Below are 12633 nucleotides of genomic sequence, written 5' to 3' on the forward strand. Positions count from 1 at the left end.
AATAGCCGTGACCCTAAGTGAGTATAGCTTTGATAGATAGCGCGAATAGCAACTGCCAGTTCTGTTGATGGCGTGTTCTTCAGAGCATCCTTGTTGCGTTAGTTGCTCGAAAGTTACAGCGTCGTGACACTGCTCAGGCGTGAGAACAAATACAGTTGGTTCCGCTGTTTGTTGCTTAAATCTCCTCTGCTCGTAACCACAGCATAACTTAAGCTTGCCAACACGCCCTAATTATTTAGCTCCGATCTAATTTCCGCGACATGCTGATTTTAGATTAGTGGGCTTACCGATTGCTGTTTCAATGGTGCTTTTTTCAGAGAGTCCAAAATAACTGAGTAATTCTCTAATATTTTCAGCATTATTCAGCGCTTCTACATCGATTTGAAAATATTTTATATTTGGAAACTTTTCTTGATAAGACCTACTTAGAGCGAGTGTTTCATCTACATACCATTTCAGGCATCCTTTTTCATATTTAGCAACCATTTCTTTAATTTGAGGAAACCGAGAGCTAAACCAATTATATAGTTTTCTCTTACTCAGAAGAAGACGCTTTAATAAACAGAACAAATCGTAAGTTATTTTAGGAGAAATAAACCAATTGGGCGGTTTAATACAATAATTCTTAATATCTGGCGTTAGTATCCACGTCTGTCCTGTAATCACAAGAGGACTACAGTTAATTCGGAGTAAACTATCAACGATTTGAGCGGAGTTTCTTGTAAGAATTATAACTCCAATCTTTTCTTGAGAGATATACTTAGGAAGAAACCATCCAAATCCTTTAATAAAACAGTGATTAGTTTCTATATAGCAATCTGATTCTTTTTTAATTTGTTGAATCTTTTCAAATTTCTTAGCTGTAAGCTCCTGCATTAATTCAGTTTTGCCAAAAAAGTAGTCTCTCATTGCTTGCCCATGACCAATAGGGTGGGCTTCATGCCAAACTTGGCAATTTTCAACATGCTTAAAAATCTCATGTAAATAGTGAGAGCCTGAACGACCCGTATTGATACAAAATAAGTATTCGATATTGGGTTTCATGATTAGATAACGTGACAAATATGTCGTTATTTTTTTTAACTAAAATATATCTCTTGATGAATAGTTTTACACGTAGAGCGTGAATTTTCTACAGCTTAGAAAAGCAGATTGTCTTTCTCGACTTCAAGTTGCTTCGGCAAACAATGCTTGTGTACTTTTCGATAGGCGATCGCATTTCATCTGCACTAATAGCATCAGTATCAATAGCTTGAACTCGTGCAATGTGAACTAACTGCACTTTTTGACTGTTGGCTTGGATGAGGCTAACTCCAGTGTTGTAGGACAATCTCTTGCTGTTCAACCTAATACCATGAAGTGTGTTTTTTGAAAGAGAGATACAAGTATTAGATGGAATACTCTAGTTGAGGTTCGAGAGGAATATAATCTAGTATCTCTAGTTCTGCAATCACCCTGGTAACACTTTCCTGAATACTTTCTTGTGAGGTATAACAAATAATATCTGGATTGAGAGGTTCTTCATATAGATCGTCAATTCCTGTAAAAGATTTTATTTCTCCTGCTCGCGCCATGGCGTAAAGTCCTTTGACATCACGTATTTCACAAACATTAAGTGGTGCATTTACATAAACCTCTATAAAGTTTTCTGTTGTTCTCCGTAGTTCATCCCTGACAGCGCGATAAGGACTAATTGCAGCTACAATGACTACTATGCCATTACGACTGAGCAAATCAGCCACAAATCCAATACGACGAATATTAGTTTCGCGATCTTGTTTGCTAAAGCCTAAATCTTTTGAAAGTTTTGTTCTGATAACATCACCATCTAAAATTTCTACTAAGCAACTACGTTTTTTAAGTGCTTGCTCTACTTCTTTAGCAATGGTGGTTTTGCCTGCACCGCTAAGCCCTGTTAACCATAAAATTAAACCTTGCCTCTTCATACTTACCTCCATACTTATTTTGGCTAAATAAAGCTATTTAGAATGTTCAAACACTTTTTCACCATGCATGAATACTCAAATAGTGGTAATCCCACGATTTAACACTCATCTCTGCTTTTTCACTATAGTCTTCTAACAATTAAAATTGGGCATTGCATAATAGAGGTATGAATTGAGGTAAGTTGCGATGCAATGTCCAGAGTGCCAATCAACTCATATTCGGAAGAATGGCATCAAGCGAGGTAAACAGAACCACATTTGTGTTGATTGTGGGCGACAATTCATTGAACACTATGAAACATGCAGAGGTTACAGCGATGAAGTCAAACGGGAATGCTTGAAAATGTATGTGAATGGCATCGGTTTTCGAGGAATTGAACGAGTTAAAGGTGTTCATCATACGACAATCATTCACTGGCTCAAGCAAGTAGGTAACAATCTGCCTGATGCTGATGCCCCAGAAACAGTCCCCCAAGTCGGTGAACTAGATGAACTAGAAACCTTCGTCGGTGCAAAAAAAACAAAATCTGGCTGTGGACAGCAGTAGATCACTTCACTTCAGGGATTTTAGGTTGGGCGTTGGGCGACCATAGTGCTGAAACCTTTGCCCCGCTATGGGCGATCGTTGCCCAATGGCGGTGCTACTTTTATGTTACGGATGGTTGGAGTGTTTATCCAGGTTTTATTCCAGACGGCGATCAAATTGTCAGTAAGACTTATATGACCAGAGTTGAGTCCGAAAATACAAGACTGAGGCACTATCTGGCTCGGCTGCATCGAAAGACACTGTGCTACTCCAAATCAGAAGAAATGCTGAAATATTCAATTCGATTGTTACTGCACTATCTCAAATTCTGGAATGTTCCAGTTCCTCAATAGTTCATATCTCTATTCAGCAACGCCCAAAATTTGTCGATATGGAAAAATTCAGTAATATTGTCAGCAAGGTAGTGTCAAATTTCTTCTATTTTTCTATGTCTAGGTACTCAGATAGCAACGACATTCATATTCGCTTAGCTAATATGGAAGATGTTGAGGCGATCGCAATTTTGTCTCACCAACTTGGCTATTCTGTTTCGACTATTGCCATAGAGCAGCGCCTAGACCAAATTTTATCAGACAGCAACCATATTATCTATGTAGCCACAGGTCTAGACGATCGAGCGATCGCTTGGATTCACGCTTACACTTATCACTCGCTGCTGACAAATTTTCATGCTGAAATTGGCGGCTTAGTTGTGACAGAAAGCGATCGCGGTGCTGGTATTGGTAGAAAATTGCTCGACCAAGCTGAAAGCTGGGCAAAGACACGCGGATGTCAAAGTTTATTAGTTCGCTCTAATATTGTCCGTTCAGCAGCTCATCGTTTCTACCAAAAATGCGGCTACAATCAAGTCAAAACATCTTTGGTATTCCACAAAGTTTTATCATATGGCGATCTGTAGGGGCGGGTTTACCCACAATCTCTATTTTCATACCAAGATCTTGCTCAACCCACCCTTGCCAAAACGTACAGCAGCAAGTTTAATTATCTTCACGCCTGCGATAATCAGAATCCCTGTTGCGACGATAATCAGAATCGCGGTAATCATCATTTCCAGAACGACTTGCTACAAAGTCTTCCTCCAATCTCAAATCCAGCTCATCTTCTGGTCTGATGACGACAACTTCAACTTCTTTTTGCTTGCGACCTCTGAGCAAGACTTCTCCCAATACACCCACACCCGCACCAGCCAAAACTTCACCTAAGTCAATTCCCCCAAAGATTTCACCCAAAACCGCACCAGCAGCAGCACCTATCACCGCGCCTCTGAGGATATCGGGATTTGACTTTTCATTGATGATTTCAGTGTCGGTAATCTCCCGCGACGTTGCTTCAATTGGATAGCGGCGATCGCGATCTTCTAAAATTAGATTTTGCGCGACAAATTGAGTCCCGCGATCGGCAGGTCTGAGTTCGCCTTCAATCCGACTACCAGCGGGAATTGCGATTCTACCGCTTTCAGACTCGACATCTTCAGCCACAGTCAACGTTATATCGGCTGTTTCTTCTGGAGAGACAATAATTTTTTTGCCTTTGTCATAAGTGACTGGAATTATCGTTCCTCTGGGGACAACACCACCAGAAGATCCGCGATACTCATCGTCGCGAGAGTCAGGAAAGAGTTGTGCAATTTCAACAGAGGGGGAATTGGCGATCGCTGGAGTAGAAATCAAAAGCGGTACAAACGCTGTTGCGGTCATTCCCATCGCCATTAAAAGAGCAGTTTTTGACTGCCAGCGATTGAACAATAGCATTGACTTTCTCCTATAAAGTAGACTCAGGTTATAAGTTATGAAGAAAAGATCGCTCTATTGTTCCCGTGACCTCTCATTTTCAAAAAATTCCAGCTTGCCGAGCTGCTACCATGTATCGAAAAATGTATTCGATCAACTCAACATAATTACGAGCTGAGGTGAGGGAATCTGCCCAGACAGTTACGCCATGATTGCGGATTAACAAAGCCGGGACTTGAGGTAATTGAGTACTGAAGCGATCGCTAATTTCTGCGGCAATTTGAGAAACTTCTAAATAATTTTCAAACACGGGAATTGCCACCTGGGGATTTTCTTCCCATACCCCCAAACCTTTAACCATTTCCAGAGGTGGTAGTGGCAAATTATCTTTGTTGGTAAAGTGAGAAACTAAATTTGCTTCAATTGAGTGAACGTGATAGCAAGCTTGAGCTGTTGGAAACAAGCTATAAATTGCTTGATGAATTATTGTTTCTGCCGATGGTTTAATATTAGCAGATGTTCTTTCTAAAATCTTACCATCGAGGGCAACGCAAACGAAATCGCTAGTTGATAACTCTCCTTTTGCCTTCCCACTTGCCGTAATCCAAAAACTATCATCAGCAAGACGAGCGGAAAGATTTCCTGCCGTTCCGACCATCCAATCTTGACGGTAGAAATAACGCGCAGCATCGATCAATTCAAAACGCGGATCGGTAGTTTTGCTGTTAGTTATTGATGGTTGATAATTAAGCATGAATTAGATGTAATAAATGTGATGAATTACGCGATCGCACTTTGACGAAACCGAATTTCTTTATTCGTATATTGAGGAAGCCAACCTGCTGGATCGATGAAATATCGTACAGCTTTGACTCGTCGTGCGGGTGTTAAATAAAACCAATGTTCGGTTCCGGCAGGGACGTTAATATACTCTTCTGGTTGCACTGTCAGTTCTACTTGACTACCATCAGGACGCACGAAACCAAATATCCCTTCACCATCGACAATATACCTGACTTCATCATCGGCGTGAGTGTGAATGCGATCGAATTTTGCCAGCATCTCATCTAAATTCGGAATCCCAGGATGTAATGCAATTAAATCGCGGGATTGATAGCCATCTGTCTGTTTGAGTTGTTCAAAATAGGTATCTAAAGCTGCGAGGACTCGTTCTTTCTCCTCCGAGTTTAAGCTTTCTTGCGCCAGCAATTGCCGCAATTGGGCATCTTCTCCTACACTCCAGTAATTGAGTTGAATATTTAGGGAAGCTAACTCGCGACTAATATCAGCGAGTTGAGTGTATATCGTACCGTCTTCTAATTTGAGGATTGCCATAGTCAGTTATGAGTTATTGTAGGGGCGGGTTTAGTAAAAGATTCACGGCTATAACTATCAATCTACACTCAAAACCCGCCCTTACAAGGGTTAGGGTTGAGTGCAGGGGCGCACAGCTGTGCGCCCCTACCTAATACCGATAAAAGGGTTTACATACAATTCTTTTTGACATTCTACGCCGACTTCAAACTTACAATCAGAGCGGGGAGTGGCAACGCATAACAAAACGTAACCTTTTGCGGCTTGCTGGGGTTTGAGGGCGATCGCATTTGTCTGTTCTACTTCACCTGATAAAATCCGGGCAGCACAAGTAATACAAGCCCCATAACGACAGCCTACGGGTAATTTTAATCCAGCCGCTTCTACCGCATCCAAAATATATTTGTCTGCTGCTACGTTAAGAGTAAAATTATTTCTGTTAACCAGTTCAATTTGATAGGCTTTCATTCGACTCCCTTGTACGGGCGGGTTTAATTGTAGAATGCTTTTCTGTTGGATACGTCTCCTCAAAACAACATGTACGGGCGGGTTTAGCCGCAGAACTTTTTGCTGTTGGATAGGTTTCCGCAAAAAAACCCGCCCCTACGATTCAATCTAATGCTAAATCCAAATATCTGAAGTACAATCGCCACCAGGATATCGCATTTCGTGGGCGCGAGCTGCACCGTTTGGTTCTCGACCAAAATCTATGTAAAAGTTTTCGTTAATTTTCAATCCTCCCTTTTCCGTGTCGCAATCAATTTGCAACATGTAAGACCCCTGTTTAGCCAAATCTGGATAAAATTGATTATCCCAAGTGCTAAATAAAGAATTAGTGACGTACAACCGCTTGCCATCTAAACTTAATTGCAGCATTTGAGGACCACCTTGCAATTTATGCCCTTGGACTTCGCCACCTTTTCCTAACAAACCACCACACCAAACTTGTCCTGTCAATTTAGGCTGAGAAGGATTACTAACGTCATACTGACGAATATCTCCATGCAACCAGTTAGAAAAATAGAGATAGCGATCGTCCATTGATAGCAAAATATCGGTAATCAGAGAAGGCACGGGAATTTCCCAACCCTTAACTTCTACGGATGGAACATCAATAACTTTTTCAACTGCCCATTGTCCGTTAGATTTGTGCCAGTGCCAAACGTTACTACTTAAGGCTGCACCAACATAGCCGTGCGTACTATCTGGGTTGTGATGAAAACGGACTTCTAAAGGAATTAAACCTTCTGTACCCAGATCGAAACTTTGAATAATTTTGCGATCTTTCCAGTCCCAAAAGTGCAATTGCTGACCGTAATTTCCGGCTGCGACATCGTTGAGGTCAAAACCAGGATAATAAGTTTTGGGTGCGCCCCATTCACTACTTACCATGATGTTATGACGCGGCTGATACCAGAAGTCATAATTAAACTTCATCGTCGTGGCTTGTTGTTCCCAACGTCCGACAATATCAAAGTTTTCATCGAGTAGCAAAAATCCGCCAGGTGCATTCCCTTGACTATCACCTAACATTGAAATCATCACATGCCCATCTGCTAAACAGTGGACTGTATGCGGTGCTGTTAAATTTGTTTTTGCTTTGATTTCTTCCGGTTCGATGACTTTATAAATTTGAGGCGATCGCGTTTCTTTTGTATCTACAATATAAATCCGGCTCGATCGCTGTCCAGGTACTACCATAAAGCGGCGAGATTTACTCGCGTCACCGTGACACGAACTACATGCATTCCAACCAAAATGATGTAACTCATCGCCTAAATAAGGCATGGGTAAGCGATGAATGACCTGAGAATATGTTGGAGAGTCAGGATCGACATCAATTGTCGCTAAATAATCTGGTGCTTCGATTCCCGTACCCGTATAAAGGGCGATCGCATATAATGTTTTTTCTCTTTCTGCTTGCATCGCCGCTTGGGGAGATGCATAGCCAGGACCGCAGCAAGCATGATTAGTCATTGGTCATTGGTCATTGGTCATTGGTCATTGGTTAAGTGCGAATATGATATGTCATATTTCTACAGTTAACCGTCTACTAATAACAAAACTAGCATTAATTGCTAGGAATACCGTAATATTTGGAATTTTTTACAGATGGTTGGCTATACAATACTTAATAATCTAGGCGAGTTTACTTCACAGTTTGTAACTTTAATTGACAGAACGTAGGGAGTGTGGTTTAGGATGTAACTAACCAGATTAAATAAGTCAGCCTAATCCAATAATAATTGGAGCGGAGGAACCGAATTCTGGGGCTTATCTCTGAGACAAACAGAGAAGGACATCTCTCAGTCCTAGCCCGTCAGCTAACTTCGTAGGCGTTGAGAGGAGACTGTAAAGATCGAAGATTTTCTAGATCGCCTTCAGTGTCCTTGGCTGGTTTAAACCCGCTACGTTTTACCTGTACTTGGCGCTGAGAAGGTTATTCCTGATGGCAGCCAGATGTAGGGAAGCTAGCCTATTAAGGAGAAATACCATGTTAAGAATTGGGGATTTCGTGCAACACAAGCAAGCAGATCTGACTGGTGTTGTCATCGGTTACGGACATCAGATAAATGATGACATTTATTTGCCAACATTAGTGGTACATTTAGATCGAAGCAAAAGTTTCAGCCGCAAAGGTATTATGGAAGATCTGTCTTCCAAGTGGTTGCCTGTGGAAACAAGAATGCATACTCATGCTGCTTAGAGCTGAAAACTAGATTTTTGTTTCTGAGATTTTCGTGTCTGTTGTATTTTCCTGAGTTGTGAAGTGTAGGACTACCTGAGTCTGAATTGTCAGATTCAGGTTTTTTTTGCTCATACCGGATCGCATCGGATTTCTACCATAAATCCATCTGGATCGTAGCAGTAAACGCCTCTACCTGTAGGGCGGCTGACAGGACCGTGGGCGATCGCAATTTGATGATCTCGCAATACTTCCACGGCGCGATCGAACAATTGCGGATCGATATCAAAGGCAAGATGATAGGCACGGGTAAAACTACGTTCGGGATCGGGATCTGGTGGTGTTAACTCCGGTTCCCAGAATAAATCCAACACCGTTCCATCTGGGGTGACAAAGTTAGCGACTTTGCCTTGCGCTACCAAGTCTATCAAAGTAGAGGGGATCTCATCGCCTGTCAGTTCGTGCAAACCCAAAATATGACTGTAAAAGTGGCGCGATGCTTGCATGTCTTTGACGTTCAAGGCGATGTGGTGGACTCGCCGCAGGTTGCCAGGTGCAAGGGTACTGGGAGTAGTCATGATAAAGTCAGTCCTCGTAGGGGCGGGTTTTTGAAGATCCCTATACTAGAATAAATAATTTTGCGGTTAAACCCGCCCGTACAGAAGTCGGAAGTTAGGAGCGAAAAACAAATATGGATATGCTGCATATTTTACCGTATGCATAATTTTGTAGGATGCGTTAATTAATGCACTTTACAGGCTCCGATACTCTGGTTTCACGTCAGAGAAAATTATCATTGAGGTTTACCACAGTTTTGCAAGTAGTTATCAAAGTGATTTGATACTGTTTTGAGCGAAGCATTTTCATCTAAATAACGTACTTGAAAATTAATAACTACAACATCACCCGAATCATATCCAAAAATGCGATCCAGAAAATTTGTAGGAGGAACTTCATAAGGACCGCCAGGATTGACGGAACAGCATTCTGGGTACGATGCTATATGTTCATCGAAGCTTTTATACTTGATGTGAGCAAGATTATATCCGTCGAAGCTTTTATCCTTGATGTGCTTGGAATCTGGGGGATTGTCCAGAGGTAATGTATCTCGGCTATTTTGGTAATCGAATACTGCTCTAATTTTTTCTTCATTACTTAGGTAACGCATTTCTGCAAAACAGAAGCCAGAATAATTTAAACCAAAATAACCAAAAAGAATTAGCAGCACGCTACCAATAAATAAAAAATTTTTCAAGATAAGCCCTCGATGCTTGTGAACCTTTATTATTTTCACTATTTTTGGTCGATAGATAAGATTTTTTTAGCCTAATGTTGTAGGGCTAATTTTGCAGTAGTAGGGTGCGTTAATTAACGCACCCATTGCCTTACTTTGTTTTTTGCAGAGAGTTAACATTGAAAGCCAAAGCAGAAATAATTAGTAACATACCTACAGATTCCGTAAGTCCTGGTTGTTCTCCTAGTTGCAGCCAAGCTGTCAATACTCCCACGACAGGATTCATCAACATACCCAATCCTGCCGTACTTGCAGATAGATGATTTAATATATACAGCCAAAGCACCATTGCGATCGCCGTACCTGGAATCACATTGTAAACTAGCGCCACCACAAATTCAGTAGACCAAACAATTGGTTGAGAAGGAACTAGGAAAACAACGAAAAGCAACGGTATAGCACCAAAAAGAGTTTGCCAAGCTGTCAGCGATAACAGATCTAGATTATGTTTTTGTTGCAATTTCTTGGCGACAATGACCCCACCAGCCCAACATATCCCCGCAAGAACGGCTAATACTTTACTAAAAACTGTCCCATCCAGCTGCTGGGGTTCTAAAATCAGTAGCAAACCCGCAAAACTAAGGGCGATCGCGATCCATTGTATTGTTCTGACTCGCTCTTTTAACAGCACCCAGGCTAGAATTAGCGTCCAAAAAGGCATCGTGTAAACTAAAACTGCCGTTTTCCCTGCCCCACCACTCACTAAAGCCCAAGTTGCTAACCCATACAATCCACTCGTCTGCAACAACCCCAATAGAAAAGTACCCCCAACCACTTGAGGGAACAACGGTTTTTTCAACCACGCCATCACGAGAAATAAACTCAAGGCTCCGAGGACTATCCGCAGAATTGCAAATGTAAATGGTGGCGAATATTCCACTGCTACTTTCATTTGTACCCAGTTATAACCCCAAATCAGAGCTAGGGCAAACAAGCCAAAAATCGCATTCTGGGTAGATGACTGAAATCGAGATTTAAGCCTCTGCAAAAGTCTTCAAGAGGATTCTATCGGGTTTACTCTGCCAGTGTAACAAGGTGAAATCCATTAGGAAACTTTGACAATAGAACTCCCAAACTCAACCAGTCCGCAAACCGATTTCAGCTACATCTAAACCGATTTCAGCTACATCTACTACAACTGCTTGTTTCAGGGCATCAGTTCGATCCAGAAATAGGTTATCGTATGGGACTAAATTGAGAATGCCAAGACTCTCTAAAAGATGCTTGACTTTACCAACTGCCCCCACGATAAATACTTGAGAACCTTTTGCCTGAGAATCTTTAATGGCAGCTTCGATTACCAGTGCCGCAGTTTCATCTAGATAAGGAACATCGCTCAGATCCATCACTAAGGTATCGCAACGCTTGATAGATAAATGTTCGCGGGCGATCGTTTTTGCCACTCCAAACAGCATTGGTCCCCCCATGTAAAACAAAGACACTCGCCCATCAGCTAAATTGAGCAACTCTTTCTCTTCCAAATTGAGCGGGACGGAATCATCTGCACCACAAACTGCTTTGATTCTTTGAGCTTGTAAATGGCTCAATTGCTCAATTGTCAGCAAGTTAGCAATAAACATTCCTACCCCAGCTGCAACCATAAGATCGAGGAAAACTGTCATCAGCAGTACGCCGTACATGATTAAGGTTGATTTCCAAGAAACCTTATGCGCTCGTTTCAAGAAATTCCAATCGAGCATTTCAATTCCAACCGCGAAAGCAATTCCAGCTAAGACTGCCATTGGAATGTTTTCCGCCAAGTCAGCCAGCCATAACACTACGACCAACATCAGCACCGCACGGAGCAAGCCAGCCAAAGCAGTTCTTGCCCCAACTTGAACATTAATTACCGTTCCCATCGTCGCACCAGAACCAGGCAGTCCACCGCACAAACCAGCAACCAGATTTCCTACTCCCTGACCGACTAACTCCCGGTCTTCCTGAGTCTGGGTACGGGTCATACTGTCAGCAATGACTGAAGTGAGCAAGGCATCAATAGAACCCAACATCCCTAGCATGGCTGCATCAACGAACATCTGTACGGTTTGAGCCGGAGTAAAAGTAGGTAGATACAGGGTAGGTAGTCCCGATGGAATCTCGCCAATCCTTCTCAAATCCATGTTTTGCAGCAAGGTGAAGGAAATAATTGTGCCGATGACTAATGCTGCTAGTTGTGGGGGTATAAAGTGCTTGATTCTATGCGGTAAGAAAAAAATAACTACCATTGTCAGAGCTGCTAGACCAGTTTCGGCAGGGTTGAGGTTTGATAGCAGATAGGGTAGATTTTGTAACGTTCCTATCAAACCCCCTTTGGGAGCTTCATGTCCTAGAAATGGCGGAATTTGCAAAATAATTAGGATCGCCCCAATTCCAGACATAAAACCTGAAACAACGCTATAGGGCATGAGGATAATATATTTACCCAACCGGAAGACACCAAAGAGAATTTGAAAAACTCCCGATAGCATCACTACCGTAAACGCCATTGCCAAACCGTCCTCAGGATTCCTAGCAATCATTGCGCTAATAATTGCCGTCATAAATACGGTTGTCGGTCCGGTTGGTTCGGAAATTTGTGTGGGTGTGCCACCAAACAGAGATGCAAAAAAGCCAACACAAATTGAGCCATAAAGCCCTGCAACTGGTCCTAGACCAGATGCAACCCCGAACGCTAAAGCTATTGGTAATGAAACAATTGCATTGGTGACTCCACCAAAAATATCACCACGTAAGTTTCTGAAATGAATCCTATTTGTTAGCTGTAAGTTTCTGAAACGAATCTTATTTGTTAGCTGCATTGGTTTTTCATCTCTTCAGACAAAGACTATTGATGTCATTCTTTATGGGGAATAAGTTTCTAATATGATCCCTATTTATCAACTGTATGAATTTTGCTTTTAGAGATAGAGGAATGACACTCTTATCATTCCTTATATCATCAAGTAATAGACTAACAAAATGAATTTATATTTCTTTAATTTACCAATTTTTTTTAATAGCAACGTTGCCTTTTAGCAACATATGAATAAGTTTTTAAAATAGATTTCATTGAGAAATAGTATTGAATTTTAGTAAAGTCAAAAGTCAAAAGCTAAAAGTCAAAATTATTTTTATAC

At 41.5% G+C, this 12633-nt stretch carries 14 protein-coding genes and 1 riboswitch; of the genes, 3 read left to right on the forward strand and 11 right to left on the reverse strand.

Translation table 11 applies throughout. The features are described from left to right. Positions 1–246 precede the first annotated feature (246 nt). On the reverse strand, positions 247–1044 hold the full coding sequence (locus N4J56_RS12560) for a hypothetical protein (RefSeq protein ID WP_317106753.1): 798 nt from the start codon (positions 1042–1044) through the stop codon (positions 247–249). Positions 1045–1388: 344 nt separating this feature from the next. Next, positions 1389–1958, reverse strand: a complete 570-nt coding sequence (gene cysC / locus N4J56_RS12565) for an adenylyl-sulfate kinase (RefSeq protein WP_317106754.1) — start codon at positions 1956–1958, stop codon at positions 1389–1391. A gap of 175 nt (positions 1959–2133) precedes the next feature. Between cysC and N4J56_RS12570 the strand changes: the two genes are divergently transcribed. Both N4J56_RS12570 and N4J56_RS12575 read left to right on the forward strand, forming a co-directional pair. Continuing rightward, a protein-coding gene (locus N4J56_RS12570) for an IS1 family transposase (RefSeq protein WP_317104780.1) occupies positions 2134–2825 on the forward strand; the annotation gives its coding sequence in 2 pieces (ribosomal slippage) (positions 2134–2458 and positions 2458–2825; 693 coding nt in all). A 95-nt stretch (positions 2826–2920) separates the two neighbouring features. After that, positions 2921–3391: a GNAT family N-acetyltransferase gene (locus N4J56_RS12575; protein WP_317106755.1), complete on the forward strand. Its 471-nt coding sequence runs from the start codon at positions 2921–2923 to the stop codon at positions 3389–3391. Positions 3392–3470: 79 nt separating this feature from the next. Here the strand turns inward: N4J56_RS12575 and N4J56_RS12580 are convergent, their stop codons facing one another. The 5 genes from N4J56_RS12580 to N4J56_RS12600 all read right to left on the reverse strand — a co-directional run bounded on the left by N4J56_RS12580 (position 3471) and on the right by N4J56_RS12600 (position 7514). Beyond that, positions 3471–4244, reverse strand: a complete 774-nt coding sequence (locus tag N4J56_RS12580) for a hypothetical protein (RefSeq protein ID WP_317106756.1) — start codon at positions 4242–4244, stop codon at positions 3471–3473. 79 nt (positions 4245–4323) lie between these two features. After that, on the reverse strand, positions 4324–4977 hold the full coding sequence (gene mtnB, locus N4J56_RS12585; protein WP_317106757.1) for a methylthioribulose 1-phosphate dehydratase: 654 nt from the start codon (positions 4975–4977) through the stop codon (positions 4324–4326). A 26-nt stretch (positions 4978–5003) separates the two neighbouring features. Next, positions 5004–5558 carry an acireductone dioxygenase gene (locus N4J56_RS12590; protein ID WP_317106758.1) on the reverse strand — a complete coding sequence of 185 codons (555 nt, stop codon included), beginning with the start codon at positions 5556–5558 and terminating at the stop codon, positions 5004–5006. A gap of 126 nt (positions 5559–5684) precedes the next feature. Further along, positions 5685–6128: a 2Fe-2S iron-sulfur cluster-binding protein gene (locus N4J56_RS12595; RefSeq protein ID WP_410500323.1), complete on the reverse strand. Its 444-nt coding sequence runs from the start codon at positions 6126–6128 to the stop codon at positions 5685–5687. A 30-nt stretch (positions 6129–6158) separates the two neighbouring features. After that, positions 6159–7514: a selenium-binding family protein gene (locus N4J56_RS12600; RefSeq protein ID WP_317106759.1), complete on the reverse strand. Its 1356-nt coding sequence runs from the start codon at positions 7512–7514 to the stop codon at positions 6159–6161. A gap of 241 nt (positions 7515–7755) precedes the next feature. Next, positions 7756–7891, forward strand: a riboswitch (cyclic di-AMP (ydaO/yuaA leader). A 140-nt stretch (positions 7892–8031) separates the two neighbouring features. Here N4J56_RS12600 and N4J56_RS12605 point away from each other — a divergent pair. Beyond that, positions 8032–8244, forward strand: coding sequence for a hypothetical protein (locus tag N4J56_RS12605; RefSeq protein ID WP_317106760.1), 213 nt, complete (start codon positions 8032–8034; stop codon positions 8242–8244). 110 nt (positions 8245–8354) lie between these two features. Here the strand turns inward: N4J56_RS12605 and N4J56_RS12610 are convergent, their stop codons facing one another. The 4 genes from N4J56_RS12610 to N4J56_RS12625 form a co-directional block, all read right to left on the reverse strand. After that, positions 8355–8801 (reverse strand): VOC family protein, encoded by a 447-nt coding sequence (locus N4J56_RS12610; RefSeq protein WP_317106761.1) that lies wholly within the window; start codon positions 8799–8801, stop codon positions 8355–8357. Between the two features lie 215 nt (positions 8802–9016). Beyond that, on the reverse strand, positions 9017–9478 hold the full coding sequence (locus N4J56_RS12615) for a hypothetical protein (protein ID WP_317106762.1): 462 nt from the start codon (positions 9476–9478) through the stop codon (positions 9017–9019). 130 nt (positions 9479–9608) lie between these two features. Further along, positions 9609–10505, reverse strand: a complete 897-nt coding sequence (locus N4J56_RS12620) for a DMT family transporter (RefSeq protein ID WP_317106763.1) — start codon at positions 10503–10505, stop codon at positions 9609–9611. An 88-nt stretch (positions 10506–10593) separates the two neighbouring features. Next, positions 10594–12315 (reverse strand): SulP family inorganic anion transporter, encoded by a 1722-nt coding sequence (locus tag N4J56_RS12625; RefSeq protein WP_317106764.1) that lies wholly within the window; start codon positions 12313–12315, stop codon positions 10594–10596. Positions 12316–12633: the final 318 nt, after the last annotated feature.

The sequence above is a fragment of the Chroococcidiopsis sp. SAG 2025 genome, from assembly GCF_032860985.1.
Classification (GTDB): Bacteria; Cyanobacteriota; Cyanobacteriia; order Cyanobacteriales; family Chroococcidiopsidaceae; genus Chroococcidiopsis.

Bases quoted from the DNA above. Each gene is read 5' to 3' on its own strand.
- N4J56_RS12560 (WP_317106753.1), bottom strand. From the start codon at position 1,044: ATGAAACCCAATATCGAATACTTATTTTGTATCAATACGGGTCGTTCA.
- cysC (WP_317106754.1), bottom strand. From the start codon at position 1,958: ATGGAGGTAAGTATGAAGAGGCAAGGTTTAATTTTATGGTTAACAGGG.
- N4J56_RS12575 (WP_317106755.1), top strand. From the start codon at position 2,921: ATGTCTAGGTACTCAGATAGCAACGACATTCATATTCGCTTAGCTAAT.
- N4J56_RS12580 (WP_317106756.1), bottom strand. From the start codon at position 4,244: ATGCTATTGTTCAATCGCTGGCAGTCAAAAACTGCTCTTTTAATGGCG.
- mtnB (WP_317106757.1), bottom strand. From the start codon at position 4,977: ATGCTTAATTATCAACCATCAATAACTAACAGCAAAACTACCGATCCG.
- N4J56_RS12590 (WP_317106758.1), bottom strand. From the start codon at position 5,558: ATGGCAATCCTCAAATTAGAAGACGGTACGATATACACTCAACTCGCT.
- N4J56_RS12600 (WP_317106759.1), bottom strand. From the start codon at position 7,514: ATGACTAATCATGCTTGCTGCGGTCCTGGCTATGCATCTCCCCAAGCG.
- N4J56_RS12605 (WP_317106760.1), top strand. From the start codon at position 8,032: ATGTTAAGAATTGGGGATTTCGTGCAACACAAGCAAGCAGATCTGACT.
- N4J56_RS12610 (WP_317106761.1), bottom strand. From the start codon at position 8,801: ATGACTACTCCCAGTACCCTTGCACCTGGCAACCTGCGGCGAGTCCAC.
- N4J56_RS12625 (WP_317106764.1), bottom strand. From the start codon at position 12,315: ATGCAGCTAACAAATAAGATTCGTTTCAGAAACTTACAGCTAACAAAT.